This window comes from Acinetobacter sp. YH12069 (assembly GCF_013419675.1).
In the GTDB taxonomy this organism is placed as follows: Bacteria; Pseudomonadota; Gammaproteobacteria; order Pseudomonadales; family Moraxellaceae; genus Acinetobacter; species Acinetobacter amyesii.
Genome location: NZ_VOZS01000019.1, coordinates 1 through 18,708, shown reverse-complemented (window position 1 = coordinate 18,708; position 18,708 = coordinate 1). Strand labels below are relative to the sequence as shown.

Sequence of the window (18,708 nt, the reverse complement as noted above, 5' to 3'; positions counted from 1 at the left end):
TTTTCACTAGGGAGAAACCATGAGTTCAGAAGATCAAGCTGCTTCTCAAACAGAACAAACCATAGAAAAAGCTTATGATTCCTCTAGCATCAAAGTATTACGTGGTCTAGACGCTGTACGTAAGCGTCCGGGCATGTATATTGGTGATACTGACGATGGTACTGGCCTACACCACATGGTGTTTGAAGTTGTCGATAACTCAATTGATGAAGCGTTGGCAGGTCATTGTGACGAGATCAATGTAACCATTCATGAAGATGAATCTGTAAGCGTATCGGATAACGGTCGTGGTATTCCTACCGACATTCACCCAGAAGAAGGTGTTTCTGCTGCAGAAGTGATTTTGACGATTCTGCATGCGGGCGGTAAATTTGACGATAACAGCTATAAAGTTTCAGGCGGTCTACACGGTGTAGGTGTATCCGTGGTGAATGCGCTTTCAAGCAAGCTCGAATTAACCATTCATCGTGCAGGTCAAATCCACCAGCAAGAATATAAACACGGTGATTCCGTGTATCCATTAAAAGTGGTGGGTGAGACAGATCGTACCGGTACACGTGTACGTTTCTGGCCAAGTGCTGAAACCTTCAGTCAAACGATTTTTAATGTCGATATTTTGGCACGTCGTTTACGTGAATTATCGTTCCTGAATGCAGGTGTGCGAATTGTGCTACGTGACGAACGTATCAATTTAGAGCACGTTTATGACTATGAAGGTGGTTTGTCTGAGTTTGTGAAATATATCAACCAAGGCAAAACTCATCTGAATGATATCTTCCATTTTACCACTCAAGCGGATAATGGCATTGGTGTAGAAGTTGCATTGCAGTGGAACGATTCTTATCAGGAAAATGTTCGTTGCTTTACCAACAACATTCCACAAAAAGATGGCGGTACGCATTTAGCGGGTTTCCGTGCTGCATTAACCCGTGGCTTAAACAGCTACATGGAAAGCGAAAACTTACTCAAAAAAGAGAAAGTGGCGGTTTCTGGTGATGATGCACGTGAAGGTTTAACTGCGATTGTTTCGGTGAAAGTGCCTGATCCAAAATTCTCTTCGCAAACCAAAGAAAAATTGGTGTCGAGTGAAGTGAAAACTGCGGTTGAGCAAGCGATGAATAAATCATTTGCTGAATATCTTTTAGAGAACCCACAAGCCGCTAAATCGATTGCAGGCAAGATTATTGATGCAGCACGTGCGCGTGATGCAGCACGTAAAGCACGTGAAATGACACGTCGTAAGAGTGCGCTGGATATTGCAGGCCTGCCAGGTAAATTGGCCGATTGTCAGGAAAAAGATCCTGCATTGTCTGAACTTTACTTAGTCGAAGGTGACTCTGCGGGCGGTTCTGCAAAACAAGGCCGTAACCGTAAGATGCAAGCGATTTTGCCGCTGAAAGGTAAAATCCTCAACGTGGAACGTGCACGTTTTGACAAGATGATTTCTTCTCAAGAAGTGGGAACGTTGATTACTGCTTTAGGCTGTGGTATTGGCCGTGAGGAGTACAACCCAGATAAACTGCGTTATCACAAAATCATCATCATGACCGATGCTGACGTCGATGGTTCGCACATTCGTACGCTATTGTTGACCTTCTTCTTCCGTCAAATGCCAGAACTTGTGGAACGTGGTTATATTTATATTGCACAGCCACCGTTGTACAAGCTGAAAAAAGGCAAGCAAGAACAGTACATTAAGGATAATGATGCGCTTGAGACTTACCTGATTTCAAATGCAATTGATGAGCTTGAATTGCACATCAGTGCAGAAGCACCTGCCATTCGTGGTGAAGCTTTAGCGGGTGTGATTGCGGATTATCAAACCTCTCAAAAGAGCTTGCATCGTCTGACTGTGCGTTATCCTGCAAGTGTGTTGGATGGTTTATTGGCAGTAGAAGGCTTTAAGTTAGATCAAGCAAATAACCAAGACTATGTACAGACTTGGGGTGAGCAACTACGTGCCAATATTGAGAAAACTCAGCCAAGTTTACGTCCTGAATTAAGCTTAGAAACGTTTGAGCATGAAGATACCGAAGGCAATAAGTCAGCGACCTATTTCCCGCGTATTACCATCTATGTTCATAACTTACCGCACCAATACTTGTTAGATTCAGGTCTATTGGGTTCAGGTGAATATGCACGTTTACTCAAAAATTCGAAGAGTTGGTTCACCTTATTGGAAGAAGGTGCTTACCTACAAAAAGGTGAGCGCAAAATTCCAGTAAATAGCTTCCATCAGGTTTGGCAAAACATCCTACAAGACTCACGCCGTGGCATGATGATTCAGCGCTATAAAGGTTTGGGTGAGATGAATGCTGAACAGCTTTGGGAAACCACAATGGATCCTGAGAACCGTAACATGCTGCAAGTAACGGTACAGGATGCGATTGAAGCTGATCGTATGTTCTCTTGTTTGATGGGTGATGATGTGGAACCACGTCGTGCTTTCATTGAAGAAAATGCGTTAAATGCGGATATTGATGCCTAAATTCTGATTACAGAATCATTCAAAAAAGCACTCTTCGGAGTGCTTTTTTTTTGTGCTATCTTAAATAACATTGAATATTAAATCGCCAATTTGTGTTTTATAAAATTGACTTATTCTGATGCTAAGCTCAAATCAAATTGAACTTAGCAGCTAAAAATAAGAGGTCTATATATGATGGACAATCAACTTGAACACATTCGTGACATCTGGGTAAATGCATTTTTTACAGGAAATTATACCGTTCTTGCCGAATACGAAGATGAGCACTTTAAGGTGGTTTATGAGCAAGACGGGCGTGTCGAAAGTAATTATATCCGCTATGAACGTATTGCACATGCAGTGAAAAATGGGGTTTGGAAACCACAAAAACCAGACGTAGAATTTGAAGAATATGAGTTTAATCGTGACCAAACTGAGTGCAAAATTTTAATTGGTTTAGCCGAAACACGGCAGCAAATACAGGAAGTCTGGCATTTTGATCAGACCTGGAAAATACAAGAATTACGCTTTTTAAAGGCAAAAAAAGCCCATTCTTCTGCCTTATCTTAAACAATAAAAAGTTTAAATTGATTTAGTCAGTGGAGATAAAATGCATCCATCTTGCAAATGTGGATAAGTTTTGTGAATTTTCACATTTAATAGTGTTCAACATCAAAGTCATTTATAATTGTGGATAACATCATTTAAAAATATTTATCCACAAAAAGGTGGTTCGATATTTTGAATTTAAAAAATAAAAATGAATTTAAAACTAAGATTTGAATTTAAAAATGGCTTTTGTGGGTAACTGTGGCAATGAGTTTGATGTGAAGTATATTTTTTGAATTCATTTACAAAGTTAGGGTAAAAGCTATCGCTGAATTTTTAGATTCTTTCCGAATAGAAATGCCTTAACGATGCAATAACCAGTTGGATATGAACATTCGATTTTTTAAATATTTTTTAGATTTATAGTGTGATTATTATTGTGAAGTATAAATAAAAAATCGCCGTGGAACATTTAAATTTCACGGCGATTGATTTTTTGAGCTTAAGTTAGGTTTTCTTAATAATGCAAATCTAGGGTTTTGCTTTTTAAATTAAGCCTCAAAACTACTTTCCATTTCTTCTAATTCCATCATTAATTCAAGCATTTGCTCTTCGACAGATTCGAGTTTGGCTTTTAACTCTGTTTGCTCATTCATCAGTTTGAGTAAGTCATCTTTTCGACTGGCTTCATATAAAGCACTGTCTGCTAACAATTCCTCGATTTCGTTTAAGCGAGGCTGAATTTTGCTGATTTGCGCTTCATTTTTTTCAATACTTTTACGAATCGGGCGGGTCAATTCACGCTGACGTGCAGCTTCTTTACGTTGCGCTTCTTTATCGACTTTGGAAATCGTCGGTTTAGTTTCAACTTGAGATTTGATGGGAGTCGGGGCTTGTTGACTATTTTTCATCATGTCGATCCGTGCTTGACGCAGCCAATCGGCATAAGCCACGAGGTCACCATCAAATTCGCGACATTTCCCATGATGTACCAATAATAATTCGTCACAAACACTGGCAATCAATTGACGTTCATGCGAAACCAAAACCACAGCGCCTTCAAAGTCTTGTAATGCCATAGTTAGCGCATGACGCATATCAAGGTCTAAATGGTTGGTCGGTTCATCTAGAATTAAAACATTGGGGCGCTGCCAAACAATCAAAGCTAAAGCCAATCGTGCTCGTTCACCGCCTGAAAATCCTTCACTTGGCGTATCCATGCGTTCGCCACTAAAACCAAAGCTACCTAAGAATGAACGTAATACCGCTTCACTGATTTTTTTGTCAGCGATTCGAGATAATTGCAACATTGGGCTGGCATTGCCATCTAGAGCATCCATTTGATGCTGTGCAAAATAGCCAATATTTAACAGTTCCGAGGCTTTGCGCGTCCCTTGTAATAAGGGAAGGTCACCAACCAAGGATTTAATTAAGGTTGATTTACCCGCACCATTCATCCCGAGTAAACCAATGCGACTGTTTGGGGTAATCTGTAAATTCACATTGGTGGCAATCAGTTTGTCACCATAGCCAATATCGACATGTTCCATTTGTAACAGCGGCGAGCTCATTTTGGTTGGCTCACGGAAACTAAAGGTAAATGGCGTATCGACATGCGCGGCAGAAAGTTCCTGCATACGTTCTAATTGTTTAATACGGCTTTGAGCCTGCTTAGCTTTAGTCGCTTTGGCTTTAAAACGGTCAATAAATTTTTGGAGATGCGCACGAGTTTCGAGTTGTTTTTCATAGGCTTGTTGTTGTTGTGCCAAGCGCTCAGAACGGGTGCGTTCAAAGGTTGAATAGTTACCGGTGTAAAGCGTCAGCTCTTGATTTTCGATGTGTAAAATATGATCAGTCACCGCATCTAAGAAATCACGGTCATGTGAAATCAAGATCAGTGTGCCTTCATAAGCTTTTAACCAATCTTCTAACCACAAAATCGCATCTAAGTCTAAGTGGTTGGTTGGTTCATCGAGTAATAAAAGGTCAGAACGGCTCATCAGGGTACGCGCAAGGTTTAAACGCATACGCCAACCACCTGAAAAGCTTGAAACATTGAGCTGGGACTGATGTTCAAAGAAACCCAGGCCAGCCATCAGCTGTGAGGCTTTGGATGGTGCTGTATAGCCATGGATTTCATCAAATCGGCCATATAAGTGTGCCAACGCTTCATTGTCTAATTGCTCTGGATGTTCAAGTTTATGTTGTATATCCCAATATTCTTCATCGCCTGATAGAACGAAATCAATCGCTTTCATATCGAGTGCTTTGATTTCTTGCGCCATATGCGCGACGGTCCATACCGCAGGACGAGTTAATGAACCACCATCAGATTCCATTCCACCTAAAAGTGCAGAAAAAAGAGTCGATTTACCCGCACCATTTACACCGGTTAAGCCGATTTTCCAGCCTGGATGCAATTGCATAGATGCTTTTTGAAATAAAACACGCCCACCGCGACGAATGGAAAGTTGGTCTAACTGAATCATGGAACTAACTAAACAAGAAGAATGTGAGGCTATTCTAATGGATGGCTTTGCAAAAGAAAAAACAAAGCATCGCAACCATCTGAAAAAATGTGACAGATTCCACGTATTTAGGTGTATTGAATGGGCTTTAGTATTAAAAAAATATTTCAAGTTGTTGTTTTAAATGGATTAATAAAACATATTGGGAATATAAGAAATGAGAAAAGGAATTTTAATTTTATCGCTTCTTTCAGGTGTGATGTCTGCACAAAGCTATGCCAATCAGAAGGTCTGTGTGTTCGATTTACTTGGAAAAGCAGGGGAATCTTATAAGCTAATGGAAGAGTGGTCTCTAGCCAGTAAGGCATGGGGAGCACAAGTTCAACTGATTTCATATCAAGATGAATCCAAAGTCGATAAAGATTTTAAAGAAGGGAAATGTGACGCATTTTATATGACCTCGATGCGGGCACGTGCGTATAACAAATTTGCTGGTTCGATTGATGCCATTGGCGGTGTACCGAACAATACCATCGCACAAAAAGCCATTACCTATGTCTTAGATAAGCGGAACAGTAAGCGACTGATTACCAATTCAGGTAAAGATAGTTATGAAGTGGCAGGGATTGGGCAAATTGGTTCAGCCTATATTTTTGTCCGTGATGGCAATATCAATAATTTAGAAAAAGCTGAAGGTAAAAAATTTGCCATTTTGCATTATGACTATGCGCAAAAAGAGATGGTCGACCGTGTCGGCGCTGTGCCAGTCATGTCGGAAATTTCCAATTTTATTCGCAAATTTAATCAGGCCGAAGTTGAAATTGTGGCTGCGCCGGCTTATGCCTTTAAGCCACTTGAAATTTCAAAAGGCTTAGGCACTACTGGGGCGATGGTTAATTTTCCTGTGGTGAATGTCACGGCAGACCTGATTATTCGTAACAATAAATTCCCAGATGGTTTTGCTGGACCCTCTCGGCAATGGTTCGTTAAACAATTACCGAAAAGTTTTGCCATGGTAAAACGCATGGAAGCTGAAATTCCTGCCAAATATAAGATGAATCTCAGCAAAGATGATCAGTTGAAATATCAGAAAATTTTGCGTGAAGGACGGATGGATTTAACCAAACAAGGAATCTACGACTCCACCATGATGACGGTACTGAAAAAAGCACGTTGTACGATTGAGCGAACCAATTTTGAGTGTTCAGTGGCGGGTGAATAAGCTTTTTTCTGTATTTCTTTGTAAAGTTTCATAAAAAGGCTGTAAATGCAAAAAGCCTTTTTTGCATACAACATGATGATTATATTTATAATTTTGCCTTAAATAAAAAAGTGATATTAATCACAAAAAAACAGAATGTGCCAAAATGACATAAATAAATGGAGTAAATGCTCTATTTTTTTTAAATTAACTTGCTTAATATCGGCGTTGTGTAAGGACACCTCTGAACCATAAAAAGATTTGAAAGGAAAATAGAATGAAAAAAACGCTCCTATCATTGGCTACATTTGCTGCAATTGGCTTTGCTGGTTCAGCTCAGGCAGCAAAAGTAGATATCTGTGTATTTGACTTACTGGGTAAGTCAGGTGAGTCATACCAAATGGCTCAGGAATGGGCGCTTGCAGCAAAAGGCTGGGGTGCTGAAATTAACTTAATTCCGCGTCAAGATGAAGCAGTAGCCGACAATGACTTTAAAGCGGGTAAATGTGATGGCGTATTTATGACGGCAATGCGTGCTCGTCAATACAATAAATTTGCAGGTTCGATTGATGCGCTTGGTGGCGCACCGAGCAATGCAATTGCGCAACGTGCGATTACCTTTGCATTAGACCAACGTAATGCTGCAAAAATGGTCAGCAACCTAGGTGGTAAGAAATACGAAGTGGCGGGTATTGCTCCACTGGGTTCAGCATTCATCTTTGTCAAAGACAAAAAAATTGACTCAATTGAAAAAGCAGCAGGTAAAAAGTTTGCAGTATTAGGCTATGACGAAGCACAAAAAATTATGGTGCAACGTGTCGGCGCTCAAGCTGTGGTTTCAGATGTATCTAACTTTGTGGCGAAGTTTAATAATGGTCAGGTCGATATGGTGGGTGCGCCTGCGTATGCCTACAAACCATTAGAGATTTATAAGGGTTTAGGTACCAATGGTGCGATGTTTAACTTCCCAGTTTTACAAGTGACCGCGGACTTTATTATTCGTCCTGATCAGTTCCCAGCAGGCTTTGGTCAAAAATCTCGTGATTGGTTTGTGAAACACTTACCGAAGAGTATCGCGATGATTAACCGTTTAGAGGCGGGTATTCCTGCGAAATATAAACTTAACTTAAGTGCAGAAGATAAAACCAAATATCAAAAATTATTGCGTGAAGGTCGTATGGATATGACGAAACGTGGCATTTATGATGCGGGCATGATGTCAGTATTGAAAAAGGCACGTTGTTCTGTCGATAAAGCCAATTTTGAATGTTCACTTAGCGGCGAATAAACTGATATTTAAAGAAAAAAGCCTGGATTTATCCGGGCTTTTTTTCGCAAATGCACAGGTCATTTTCGCCATTGAGTCAGCAAAATATTCAGGTAATCTAAATTGAAATCGAGGGCAGTGAGTCAATTGAATCGAACTCAGCATGACCCAAAATTCAAAAAATGGTTAAAAAACAAAAACAGTAAAAAACAAGGAAAGTCAGTATGAAACGATGGACAAAGGCATTGAGCGTTGCTGCTGCATTAATAGCGGTAAATGGCGTAGCTCAAGCGAAGCAAGTGGTATGCGTATTTGATTTGGTCGGTAAAAATGGTGATGTTTTTACCCTGATGAAAGATTATCAATTGGCGGCAAAAAACTGGGGCGCAGACATTGAGCTCCGCGTCGGTCAAAATGAAGCGGTGATTGCAGAAGATTTTAAAGCTGGTAAATGTGATGGGATCAGTGTTACTGGTATGCGTGGTCGCCAATTCAATAATTTTACTGGTTCTTTAGATGCCATTGGTGCGATTCCAGATTTGAAACTTGCGGTTAAAGTGATGCAAGGCCTTGCGAGTCCAACGTTTGCAAAGAGCATGGTCAATAGTAAATATGAAGTGGTAGGTGTGATTCCTGTAGGTGATGCCTACCTGTTGGTGAATGACCGTAGTATCAATACTGTCGCTAAAGCAGCAGGTAAAAAAATTGCGGTGCTTGATTATGATGAAGCGCAGAAAATTATGGTGCAACAGGTGGGGGCTCAAGCGGTCAGTGCTGACGTGACCAATTTTGGCTCTAAATTTAACAATGGTCAGGTGGATATTATTGGTGCACCTGCAGCGGTGTTTAAACCCTTGGAGTTACATAAAGGTTTAGGTAGTAAAGGTGCAATTGTTAATTATCCAATTTTACAAGTGACGGGTAATATCATTATTCGCCCAGATAAATTCCCAGCGGGATATGGGCAAAAATCACGTGATTGGGTCAAAACACAATTACCTCGTGCATTCACGATATTAGGCAAAATGAAGTCAGAAATCCCAGCTAAATATTGGATGGATGTTCCAACGGCAGACAAAGCTGGCTATCAAAAAATGATGCGTGAAGCGCGTATTGATTTGACTAAACGTGATATCTACGACAAGCGAATGATGAAATTATTATGGCAATTCCGCTGTAAACAAGACCCGAAAAACTTCGAATGTGCATTACAGGACGAAAACTATAAATAAGTTTTAAATGAATCTTGAGAAAAATACTCTGATTTAACTTTAAACTGTGAAGACTGACCATATATTGAGTATGTTATACTTGAAACATGGTCTTTTCTTTTTAAAGACACCCCAATGACTCAGAGGAATCCATCATGAATGCTCAAGCACTTGTGCTGACTGACAATGCTGCCAATAAAGTACGCCAATTGCGTGACAGTGAAGGTAATCAAGACCTCATGTTACGTGTATATGTGACTGGTGGTGGTTGTTCAGGTTTCTCATATGGATTTAATTTTGCAGAAAGCCAAAACGAAGATGATGCTGAATTTATCAATGAAGACGTGAAAATGTTGGTGGATTCACTTAGTTATCAATATTTAGTTGGTTCAACAGTCGACTATATTGAAGGTTTAGAGGGTTCTCGTTTTGTGGTACAAAACCCGAATGCGACAACCACGTGTGGATGTGGATCTTCATTCTCGATCTAATCACGATGATGAATTGAGCCATAAAAAAGCCCTCATTTTGAGGGCTTTTTTAATGTTTAAAATCGATATTAGGCTTCAAATTTTAGCGCTTCTAACAGATCTAAAATCACTGTGGTCACGTCTTGACTCAATTGATAATTATTAAAAATTTCATAAGCCGTAATGGTGATATCGGTATCACTCGGAAGCAGGCGTTGTTCTTCTTCGATGAGGTCACGGATCGGCAAAAGGGTTTGTTTGACTTGTAAATGCAAGACATCTTTAAACTCAAGATTTTCGTCTTCGAGTTCAATTAATTGCTCATTAAAAAATGGTAAAAGTACCGCATGGAGATAAGGTTGAATTTCGGTAATATCAAAAAGCTCAATATCACGGGTTTGTTCAATCGTGCTGATGTGGTCATTCACTTCAATTAAGATATGGTAGTAACTCACATTGCTCTCCACGGAAGATGTCATTGATATAAGGGAATTATTGCAAATCAACAATAACATGAAATGCTAATTATTGTTGGTGAATCCTATAATATCCTTATAGATTGTATGGTTTTTTTGCTCAGGGTGTTCTAACGATAATATAGTAAGCCTTGGTCTGCTGGCATCAGTTTAAAGTTTTCTAATTGTTGCGCGCCTAAGATTGGGTACATTAATGCAGCAGGGTCATTATGGTGAGATAAGCCGAGAGCATGTCCGAGTTCGTGGGCAAGGGTAAGGCGTAAATCATCTTCGGCATCAAATTGATAAATCTGAATCTGATCGCCCATAAAGACACCTTTATGAAACTCTCGAGCAGGAAAGCGCTGACTGGCTTGTATCACGCCTGCATTATATTGATCGATTTGCTGGTTATAGCTTAAGACTTGTTGGTTAAATTGATCATTTTGCTGATTAAATCGATCTATTTCTTGGTCTAATTGCATCGCTTGTGCTTTAACTTGCTCAAGTTCTCTTTCAACGCGTTGCATATTGGGGCCTTGTGCATGCTCGATTTGGTTCCAGTTCATACGTTCTTGCGACAGCTGTGCGATTTCCGCACGAATCATGGCTTGTTTTGATCGGAGCTGTTGCTCATTCATCTCCAGACCTTTTCTCGAATTTGCTAAGTTCTCGGCATATAAATCATTACGGGCTTTATCTGCGGCTAAGGTCTTTTGGACTTGCTTATAGGCATTGTATTGTTCTTGGCGATCATCATAAATTAGATGGATCGCCAGTTGTGCATCTGGGTCATAGATAAATAACGGCTTGAGCGTCCCTTTATGCCATATCTCTGCGGCCTCTTGGCTAAGTTGAATGACTTGTTGTTGGCTTAATCCAAAACGTGGATCGACATCAGCAACCCGATAACGCAATCGGGTATCGAGAGGGTGTAAAAGTCGATCTGAAATTGAATTAAATTTCAGTTGAGGATGCTGCTTGGTTTGATAGATCCACCAAGTACTCAAAACGATGACAACAATAATTAAAATCAAACGCATAGCGTCGCAAAACTTGATTATTTTGCATTAATTTAACTGAAATTTAGCGCTATGCAAATCTAAGTTTAGATTGATGGTGAGTCGAGAAGAATGTGGCTGTTTGAACGTTTGCGTGTTATTTGAATATTGCCTGATGCAGATAAAATCATCCACAAAAAAAACCGCGCTTTCGCGCGGTCTTTTTGAGCTTTGAAAAACTCAGTTAAAGCGACAAATTATTTTTTGTCATCTTTCACTTCAGTGAACTCAGCATCTACAACGCCGTCATCTGCTTTTTGAGCTTGACCTTCAGCGCCTTGGAAAGCGTTAGGATCAAAACCTTCAGCACCGCCTTGACCTTGTGCAGCTTCATAAGCACGTTGAGTGATCGGCATAATGATGTTTTGAAGTGCTTCAGTTTTCGCTTTGATTGCATCTACATCGTTTTCTTTAGTCGCTGCTTCGAGCTCAGCTACAGCAGCATCGATTGCAGATTTCTCATCAGCAGTTACCTGTTCACCAAGATCTTTTACTGCTTTTTGAGCAGAAGAAACAAGTGCATCAGCTTCGTTACGTGCTTTCGCTAATTCTTCAAATTTACGATCTTCTTCAGCATTCGCTTCAGCATCTTTGATCATCGCTTCAATTTCAGCATCGCTCAAACCAGAGTTAGCTTTAATTTGAATTGATTGCTCTTTACCTGTGCTCTTATCTTTTGCAGATACTTTCAAGATACCATCAGCGTTGATGTCAAATGATACTTCAATTTGTGGTACACCACGTGGAGCAGGTGGAATATCGCCCAATTGGAAGTTACCCAACAATTTGTTTTGTTGAGCCATTTTACGTTCACCTTGGTAAACTGAAATGTCTACAGCTGGTTGGTTGTCTGCAGCAGTTGAGAACACTTGAGATTTCTTCGCAGGAATCGTGGTGTTTTTCTCAATGATCGCTGTTAACACGCCACCCATTGTTTCAATACCAAGTGTAAGCGGAGTTACGTCAAGAAGAAGTACGTCAGTTTTATCACCTGAAAGTACTGCACCTTGAATCGCAGCACCCATCGCTACAGCTTCATCTGGGTTCACGTCTTTACGTGGCTCACGGCCGAAGAACTCTTGTACTTTTTGTTGTACAAGTGGCATACGAGACTGACCACCCACCAAGATTACGTCAGAGATGTCAGAGGTTGAAAGACCTGCATCTTTAAGTGCAATCTTACATGGTTCAATTGTACGAGCAACCAAGTCAGCAACTAAACCTTCAAGTTTAGAGCGAGTCACGTTGATCACTAAGTGTTTAGGACCAGTCGCATCTGCTGTGATGTATGGAAGGTTGATTTCTGTTGCATTCGAAGAAGAAAGCTCGATTTTTGCTTTTTCAGCAGCTTCTTTTAAACGTTGAAGTGCAAGAGGATCTTGTTTCAAGTTTACGCTTTGTTCTTTCTTGAACTCTTCAACCAAGTATTCAATTAACGCATTATCGAAGTCTTCACCACCAAGGAATGTATCACCGTTTGTAGACAACACTTCGATTTGTTGGTCGCCATCAAGGTCAGCGATTTCAATGATTGATACGTCGAAAGTACCACCACCTAAGTCGTAAACCGCAACTTTACGGTCGCCTTCTTTTTTGTCCATACCGAACGCAAGTGCAGCAGCTGTTGGTTCGTTGATGATACGTTTAACATCTAAACCAGCAATTTTACCTGCATCTTTAGTCGCTTGACGTTGAGCATCGTTAAAGTACGCAGGAACAGTAATTACCGCTTCAGTTACTGTTTCACCAAGGTAGTCTTCAGCTGTTTTTTTCATCTTTTTCAAGATTTCAGCAGAGATTTGTTGTGGTGCAAGTTTCTTGTCGTTTACATCAACCCAAGCATCGCCATTGTCAGCTTTGATGATTTTGTAAGGTACAAGGCCGATATCTTTTTGCACAGCTTGGTCTTGGTACTTACGACCGATCAAACGTTTGATTGCAAATAATGTGTTTTTAGGGTTAGTCACTGCTTGACGCTTAGCAGATTGACCGACAAGGATCTCGCCGTCTTTATACGCAATAATAGATGGGGTTGTACGAGCGCCTTCAGCGTTGTCGATTACTTTTACTTTGTCGCCTTCAAGTACTGCTACGCAAGAGTTTGTAGTACCTAAGTCAATACCAATGATTTTCGCCATTTGGATGTTTCCTCTAAAATTCTTTTACGATGTTTTCGCTTGTTATCCGATATGAGAGCCAATCAAAAATTTTCAAGTAATATTGGTTAAAATTTTTAATTCGTCTCAGAAAATTTGTCTTTATGCACCAACCATAACCATAGCAGGGCGTAATAGGCGACCGTTTAAACTATAGCCTTTTTGCAATACTGTCCCAATTTCATTCGATTTGGCATTTGGATCGATGCCCACAGCCTGATGAAGATCTGCATTGAAACCATTTGCAGTATCCACAGCAACCACACCAAATTTTTCTAAAGTGCTGAGCAATGATTTCAGTGTAAGTTCTACACCTTCAGATAAACCTGATTTTTCATCACCTGCCGCAGCAATCGCGCGTTCAAGGTTATCAACTGACTCAAGCAATTGTTTTGCAAATTTTTCCAACACAGTATCTTTATGCTTTTCAGATTCGCGTTGAATGCGCTCTACACTTTTTTGCGCTTCATATACGGCATTTGCAGTACGTGCTTTTTCAAGTTTTAAGCTTTCTTCTAAATTGGTGATTTGTGCTTGTAAATCTTCAACTGAAACTTCAGCTTGCTCGTTTTCAGCTTGAGTTTGCTGTTCTGCTTGCTCTTGTTGAAGATCTTGAGCGTCTTGGTTTTGCTCAGTCGCCATTGATTTACTCCGTTTAAATGGGTTCTTAAACATGTTCAGTCCTTATAGCTGTGCGTTCAAACGACATCGATGCGTAACTGCCATGCGTTTTGAATTCATGATTAATAAAAGAAATCGGGGCAGGGTATAAAAATTCAAGCGAAGTCAGCGATTAAATGCAATTTTTTATTCAAATAAATGGTTTTTCAGCCAAATATCGACTGCAAAATTAAATTCTATGAAAATATAAATTATTGATTTGAATGTATAATCATATTTTGATCGGATTTATAGATTTTCATCATAAATTTTAACGGTTTCTCTTTGTGCCTGAAAATTTGCATAATTTATCTATCGGAAGTGACCATATCCACTGGAGAGAGGGATATGGTGACTACCTCTAGATTTTAGAAACACTTTTCCATGCTGATTTCCCAAGAATCAGCATTTTTTTTGCCTCAAAAAATAGTGGTTAATATTTATACATAAAAACTCTTAGTATCAGTTTTATTAAATATTTCACAAAAAATGATCAGCACAGTATTCTTTGTTTCAGATTCTATCGCTGTAGTTTCTTAATTTATTTCAAATGTGTTTTTCATGGCCTGCTTCTCTCATAAGCAGGCTTTTTTTGCATGAAATTTATAAAAACAGCCACTTAAGTAACTGAGTTGCAAGTTTTGTTGAACTTTGTTGTATTCAAAAGCTGTGATCACGCTTTATTTAAAACCATGTATAGTTATTTTATTAATAAAAAACAAAGCACTTGAGTTAAAAAAATGATGTAAAGCCTCAATATAAAAGAAAACTGCCTGATTAATAAAACATTTCATAAGCTGTACCGTGCCTCGTACAAAGTACAACTTAGAAGGTGGGAACTTCACAGAATTATTTTCCATTATGACTCGGGCAAAGTTGAGCTTTGCTTTTAATGATTCAATGAAGGAAATAATGAAGATGAAAAAAATTGGTTTATTCGCTGTCGCAGTTTTAGGTTTTGGTTTAGCTGCGGTGGGTTGTACTTCTCAAGAAACTGTAGAATCTCCAGAAACCGCACAAGTAACGTCTGCAACTGAAGCATCTGTAACGACAGAGCAATCGGGTGCTGTGGTTCAAGCAGATCCATCAGCTCAAGGTGCTGAAGTTCAATCTGCGCCTGCACCACAACCTACAATTCAGCAATAAGATTGTTTAATGCTCTCTGACCTGTAACAACAGGCAGTCAAGAATAGACAGAAGATAGGATGCCTCTTCTGTCTATTTTCTTTTCTATTGCTTTTTTTTACCTTTTCTATTTTTAGTGAACGAAAAAAAAGCCCATCATGTAGATGAGCTTTTTACTTTTAACCGATCTGCAAAAACAACAATTAACGGCGATTTTCCCACGCGCGACGACGTTCTTCAGCCGCTTTACGTTGTTGATCTGATGCCTTTCTTAAATCTTGAATATTTTTTTTGCGCTCTTGCTCAATTTGTTTTCTACGATCTTGACTGGCTTTACGGCGCTGTTCTTCTAAGCGCTGACGCTCTTTGCTGACTTTTTGACGATCTTGTTCAGCACGTTTACGACGTTCAGCTTCAGAGTATTTACGCTGTTGTTCTAGACGTTGACGTTCGAGTTCGTTTTTACGACGATCCCACTCTTGTTGATTTTTACGATTCTGTTCCCAGTTACGCTGGTCAAGTTGCTGCTTTCTACGTTCGAGCTCTAAACGATTACGTTGTTGTTGCTGACGTTCCCATGTACGGCGGTCTTGTTCATAACGACTGTCGTAACGGCGATCATAACGATTATCATAGCGTCGATCATTATTATCATAACGGCGGTCATAACGTTGATCATAACGTCCATCGTAGTAACCATCTTCAGGGAATGCTACGCAGCCTACAGCCAAAAAAGCAGTCGCAAAAGACAGAAGGATGATCTTTTTAGCCATGGTGAGTATCCTTTATCGAGAATGGGTTAGCATAATCAACCCATAAAACTTGGGTAAATTGTCAATGACAACTCTATAAAAGAAGATTAGCTTAACTAGGTCTGTACTATGTATGTCGATGTTGAGACTTATATGTGAATATGGTCACATTTGACCTAGATCATGTAGAAAGTATGAAGAGCATAATTCGAAGGATAGAGCATGTTTGCATTGAACGAATCACTTAAAAATATGAAAGATAAAGGCCAAGGTACGGCTGCTCGGTTACTTGATCGTCTTCCTAACTTTGCCAAAGAAAGCCTCGCAAAACGTCTCGATTATCCGTTTATTTTTCCAGAATTAGATCCGCTGGTGAAATGCATGATGGCGGCTCAACTCAAGCAAGGTAAGTCAGGCTTTGTGACTGAAGACTATGTGAAGTCTCGTAAATTATTTGATTTACAGATGGAGTCGATCAAGACCAAGCCGACCTTTGTGAAACAAGTGCAAGATATACGTCTACCTTTACAAAGTGCTACGCTGTTTGCGCGTCATTATCATCCTGCTCCAAATAAAAAATTACCGATGATCGTGTTCTATCATGGTGGTGGTTTTGTGGTGGGTGGTCTAGACACGCATGATGAAGTTTGTCGTTTATTGGCCGTGCATGCCAAAGCACAAGTCTTAAGTATTGATTATCCTTTAACACCAGAGGCCAGCCCAGCTCAATTAATGCAAAGCTGTGAAGATGCCTTGGCTTGGACTTATCAAAATAGTCGTCAGTTTAAAATTCTAAAAAATCGAATTGCGGTGGCAGGGGATAGTGCAGGCGGCAATATTGCTACCGCAGTTGCGCAGCGCAGTGCTCAGAAAGTTTTTGCCCCGCAAGCTCAGCTATTAATTTATCCTGTGGTGGATTTCAAAAGTCGCCACCCATCTTTCTATGCTTATAAAGATGGTTTGGTTCTGACTGAGAAAGATATTGATGTCGTAACGGCTTTATATGCAGAACAACATGCAGTGGCCTTAGATGATCCATTAATTTCACCAACCTATGGAAAATTGGCAGGTATCGCACCCGCGTATATCGTGACGGCAGGGCATGACGTTTTACATGACGAAGGTGAAATTTATTCGCATAAACTCCGTCAGCAAGGGGTGAAGGTGTTTTATCAAGAATATACCGATCAAACCCATGGCTTTATTAACTTAACCCCGGTTTCGCACCGAGCTAAAAAATACGTGATTGAGATCAGTACGAAGTTCCGTAAATTTTGGGATAAACGTAGTTAATCATTCCTTTATATAAAGTAAACCCAGTGTTTCACGTGAAACACTGGGTTTTTATTTATTGGGTTATTTATCTTGGATTTTTGCAGCAGGAAATACCAGGCTAAATTCGGGGACATAAAAGCTTTGCAATAATCGTGCTTCGGCAAAATTAGGAAAGATCTCCTGCGTGTTGTGCCATTCTACCTGTTTCAGTTTAGAGAGCCGTCCACGAAACTTCGGTGAAAATTGATAACGCTTACCTTCCCACGCTTGTCTGATTTGCAACATCGCTGCAGGGATATGATGACTATTAATATAGAAAGAACGCTGTGAACGTGATTTTTTTAAACGGATCTGCATTTTGTGTTGTTCAACTTCTATAGTACAGACCACTTCATTGTCATGTTGTTGCCATTCAAACTTTGCCAACTCTTTAGGAATACCCCAGAGTTTTTGACCATGAATGACAGAGATATCTGTCGAAACATAAATCTTAGGAATCGAACTTAACCTTTTCTTACTCCATAAAGGGTGATCTAAAATTAGCAATTCGTCATAAGGGCCCACAGGTGAATCATGGTATCGGACCAATAACACCTGAACCACACGACCTAAAGGCGATGTCGCTAAACGGAACATCTGCGCTTGTTGGATAAAACTCGGAGAGATCCAATAATTCAAAATAAAAGCATCGCCACGCAGTTGCCAAGGCGGTAAATGTGTCAATGCAGTGTCCGACGGTATTATTTGCGTCATCATTGTTCTCGTTTTAATAATGGCAGAATAATTACTTTTTAATCATCAAAGACTAATATACAGTCAATAACAAGTACGAGATCAACCAGAAGAGTTAGCAAATGTTAAAACAGATTTTATTTACCGCAGCACTTGGCTGTGTGAGCTTAAGCAGTTTTGCTGCCAATACTATTGTCGAAATGAAAACCTCTCAAGGCAATATTGAAATTGAGCTATTCAATGACAAGGCACCTATCTCAGCTAAAAACTTTGAAAGCTATGCAAAAGAAAAATTTTATAACGGCACGATCTTTCATCGCGTGATTCCTGGATTTATGGTTCAGGGTGGGGGCATGGATGTCAAAATGCAGGAGAAGCCAACAAAAGCGGCTATTAAGAATGAATCAAGTAATGGCTTGAGCAATAAGCGCGGCACATTGGCAATGGCACGGATGAATCATCCTGATTCAGCAAGTAGTCAGTTCTTTATTAATGTTGCAGACAATGACTTCCTCAATAAAAGTGCAATGAATGCGGGATATGCTGTTTTTGGTAAGGTCACTAAAGGTATGGATATCGTCGATAAAATCGTAAAAGTTCCAACTGCGAACTATGGAATGCACCAAAATGTCCCTGTAAACCCAGTGGTTATACAGAGTGTGGTGATTAAAGCAGCACCTGTAAAAAACTAAGCACGCAAAATAGGAAAAATATTTTACATGATATTTGTAATAAATATCATGTATTTATGTGAATAAAGTGTGTTTTTTGAACCATAATGGTGCATAAAAATAAAACACTCGTGTTCTTTGTGAGTGAAAAGCACTTGCACGTGTAAGAAATTGCCCTATAATGAGCA

At 39.8% G+C, this 18,708-nt stretch carries 16 protein-coding genes; 9 read left to right on the top strand and 7 right to left on the bottom strand.

Translation table 11 applies throughout. The annotated features are described in order from the left end of the window. The first annotated feature begins 19 nt into the window (after window positions 1-19). Complete coding sequence (gene gyrB, locus FTU16_RS13105; RefSeq protein WP_180163437.1) at window positions 20-2,488, top strand: DNA topoisomerase (ATP-hydrolyzing) subunit B; 2,469 nt, start codon at window positions 20-22, stop codon at window positions 2,486-2,488. A 171-nt stretch (window positions 2,489-2,659) separates the two neighbouring features. After that, window positions 2,660-3,037: a hypothetical protein gene (locus tag FTU16_RS13100; protein ID WP_180163436.1), complete on the top strand. Its 378-nt coding sequence runs from the start codon at window positions 2,660-2,662 to the stop codon at window positions 3,035-3,037. Between the two features lie 530 nt (window positions 3,038-3,567). On the opposite strand, the gene FTU16_RS13095 is transcribed toward FTU16_RS13100, so the two are convergent. Next, window positions 3,568-5,505, bottom strand: a complete 1,938-nt coding sequence (locus FTU16_RS13095; RefSeq protein WP_180163435.1) for an ATP-binding cassette domain-containing protein — start codon at window positions 5,503-5,505, stop codon at window positions 3,568-3,570. Window positions 5,506-5,701: 196 nt separating this feature from the next. Between FTU16_RS13095 and FTU16_RS13090 the strand changes: the two genes are divergently transcribed. The 4 genes from FTU16_RS13090 (at window position 5,702) to erpA (ending at window position 9,654) form a co-directional block, all read left to right on the top strand. Continuing rightward, window positions 5,702-6,706, top strand: a complete 1,005-nt coding sequence (locus FTU16_RS13090; protein ID WP_180163434.1) for a putative solute-binding protein — start codon at window positions 5,702-5,704, stop codon at window positions 6,704-6,706. A 256-nt stretch (window positions 6,707-6,962) separates the two neighbouring features. Next, window positions 6,963-7,973: a putative solute-binding protein gene (locus tag FTU16_RS13085; protein WP_180005536.1), complete on the top strand. Its 1,011-nt coding sequence runs from the start codon at window positions 6,963-6,965 to the stop codon at window positions 7,971-7,973. A 203-nt stretch (window positions 7,974-8,176) separates the two neighbouring features. After that, a complete protein-coding gene (locus FTU16_RS13080) occupies window positions 8,177-9,184 on the top strand; it encodes a putative solute-binding protein (protein WP_180163433.1) in 1,008 nt (335 codons plus the stop codon). Window positions 9,185-9,318: 134 nt separating this feature from the next. Then, window positions 9,319-9,654, top strand: a complete 336-nt coding sequence (gene erpA, locus FTU16_RS13075; RefSeq protein WP_078189499.1) for an iron-sulfur cluster insertion protein ErpA — start codon at window positions 9,319-9,321, stop codon at window positions 9,652-9,654. A gap of 68 nt (window positions 9,655-9,722) precedes the next feature. Here the strand turns inward: erpA and FTU16_RS13070 are convergent, their stop codons facing one another. From FTU16_RS13070 to grpE, 4 genes are all read right to left on the bottom strand, one after another. Next, complete coding sequence (locus FTU16_RS13070; protein ID WP_180005534.1) at window positions 9,723-10,100, bottom strand: hypothetical protein; 378 nt, start codon at window positions 10,098-10,100, stop codon at window positions 9,723-9,725. Window positions 10,101-10,219: 119 nt separating this feature from the next. Continuing rightward, window positions 10,220-11,131 carry a matrixin family metalloprotease gene (locus tag FTU16_RS13065; protein ID WP_180163432.1) on the bottom strand — a complete coding sequence of 304 codons (912 nt, stop codon included), beginning with the start codon at window positions 11,129-11,131 and terminating at the stop codon, window positions 10,220-10,222. Between the two features lie 215 nt (window positions 11,132-11,346). Further along, window positions 11,347-13,287, bottom strand: a complete 1,941-nt coding sequence (gene dnaK, locus FTU16_RS13060; RefSeq protein ID WP_180163431.1) for a molecular chaperone DnaK — start codon at window positions 13,285-13,287, stop codon at window positions 11,347-11,349. Window positions 13,288-13,407: 120 nt separating this feature from the next. After that, the gene (gene grpE, locus FTU16_RS13055) at window positions 13,408-13,947 is read right to left on the bottom strand and encodes a nucleotide exchange factor GrpE (protein ID WP_111885723.1); all 540 of its coding nucleotides are present in this window, start codon (window positions 13,945-13,947) and stop codon (window positions 13,408-13,410) included. A gap of 936 nt (window positions 13,948-14,883) precedes the next feature. On the opposite strand from grpE, the gene FTU16_RS13050 reads away from it, so the two are divergent. Beyond that, window positions 14,884-15,111 (top strand): hypothetical protein, encoded by a 228-nt coding sequence (locus tag FTU16_RS13050; protein WP_252725869.1) that lies wholly within the window; start codon window positions 14,884-14,886, stop codon window positions 15,109-15,111. A gap of 182 nt (window positions 15,112-15,293) precedes the next feature. Here the strand turns inward: FTU16_RS13050 and FTU16_RS13045 are convergent, their stop codons facing one another. Continuing rightward, window positions 15,294-15,863, bottom strand: a complete 570-nt coding sequence (locus FTU16_RS13045; protein WP_168379529.1) for a hypothetical protein — start codon at window positions 15,861-15,863, stop codon at window positions 15,294-15,296. Between the two features lie 201 nt (window positions 15,864-16,064). Between FTU16_RS13045 and FTU16_RS13040 the strand changes: the two genes are divergently transcribed. Next, window positions 16,065-17,135, top strand: a complete 1,071-nt coding sequence (locus tag FTU16_RS13040; RefSeq protein ID WP_078194436.1) for an alpha/beta hydrolase — start codon at window positions 16,065-16,067, stop codon at window positions 17,133-17,135. 63 nt (window positions 17,136-17,198) lie between these two features. On the opposite strand, the gene FTU16_RS13035 is transcribed toward FTU16_RS13040, so the two are convergent. After that, window positions 17,199-17,870 carry an acetoacetate decarboxylase family protein gene (locus tag FTU16_RS13035; protein WP_180005538.1) on the bottom strand — a complete coding sequence of 224 codons (672 nt, stop codon included), beginning with the start codon at window positions 17,868-17,870 and terminating at the stop codon, window positions 17,199-17,201. A gap of 101 nt (window positions 17,871-17,971) precedes the next feature. On the opposite strand from FTU16_RS13035, the gene FTU16_RS13030 reads away from it, so the two are divergent. Next, window positions 17,972-18,541 (top strand): peptidylprolyl isomerase, encoded by a 570-nt coding sequence (locus FTU16_RS13030; protein WP_180005529.1) that lies wholly within the window; start codon window positions 17,972-17,974, stop codon window positions 18,539-18,541. The last annotated feature ends 167 nt before the right edge of the window (window positions 18,542-18,708 follow it).

Excerpts from the sequence above, each read along its gene's own strand:
- FTU16_RS13040 (WP_078194436.1), top strand. The coding sequence starts at position 16,065 with ATGTTTGCATTGAACGAATCACTTAAAAATATGAAAGATAAAGGCCAA.
- FTU16_RS13030 (WP_180005529.1), top strand. The coding sequence starts at position 17,972 with ATGTTAAAACAGATTTTATTTACCGCAGCACTTGGCTGTGTGAGCTTA.
- FTU16_RS13095 (WP_180163435.1), bottom strand. The coding sequence starts at position 5,505 with ATGATTCAGTTAGACCAACTTTCCATTCGTCGCGGTGGGCGTGTTTTA.
- dnaK (WP_180163431.1), bottom strand. The coding sequence starts at position 13,287 with ATGGCGAAAATCATTGGTATTGACTTAGGTACTACAAACTCTTGCGTA.
- FTU16_RS13090 (WP_180163434.1), top strand. The coding sequence starts at position 5,702 with ATGAGAAAAGGAATTTTAATTTTATCGCTTCTTTCAGGTGTGATGTCT.
- FTU16_RS13080 (WP_180163433.1), top strand. The coding sequence starts at position 8,177 with ATGAAACGATGGACAAAGGCATTGAGCGTTGCTGCTGCATTAATAGCG.
- FTU16_RS13045 (WP_168379529.1), bottom strand. The coding sequence starts at position 15,863 with ATGGCTAAAAAGATCATCCTTCTGTCTTTTGCGACTGCTTTTTTGGCT.
- FTU16_RS13085 (WP_180005536.1), top strand. The coding sequence starts at position 6,963 with ATGAAAAAAACGCTCCTATCATTGGCTACATTTGCTGCAATTGGCTTT.
- FTU16_RS13100 (WP_180163436.1), top strand. The coding sequence starts at position 2,660 with ATGATGGACAATCAACTTGAACACATTCGTGACATCTGGGTAAATGCA.
- erpA (WP_078189499.1), top strand. The coding sequence starts at position 9,319 with ATGAATGCTCAAGCACTTGTGCTGACTGACAATGCTGCCAATAAAGTA.
- gyrB (WP_180163437.1), top strand. The coding sequence starts at position 20 with ATGAGTTCAGAAGATCAAGCTGCTTCTCAAACAGAACAAACCATAGAA.
- FTU16_RS13065 (WP_180163432.1), bottom strand. The coding sequence starts at position 11,131 with ATGCGTTTGATTTTAATTATTGTTGTCATCGTTTTGAGTACTTGGTGG.
- FTU16_RS13035 (WP_180005538.1), bottom strand. The coding sequence starts at position 17,870 with ATGACGCAAATAATACCGTCGGACACTGCATTGACACATTTACCGCCT.
- grpE (WP_111885723.1), bottom strand. The coding sequence starts at position 13,947 with ATGGCGACTGAGCAAAACCAAGACGCTCAAGATCTTCAACAAGAGCAA.
- FTU16_RS13050 (WP_252725869.1), top strand. The coding sequence starts at position 14,884 with ATGAAAAAAATTGGTTTATTCGCTGTCGCAGTTTTAGGTTTTGGTTTA.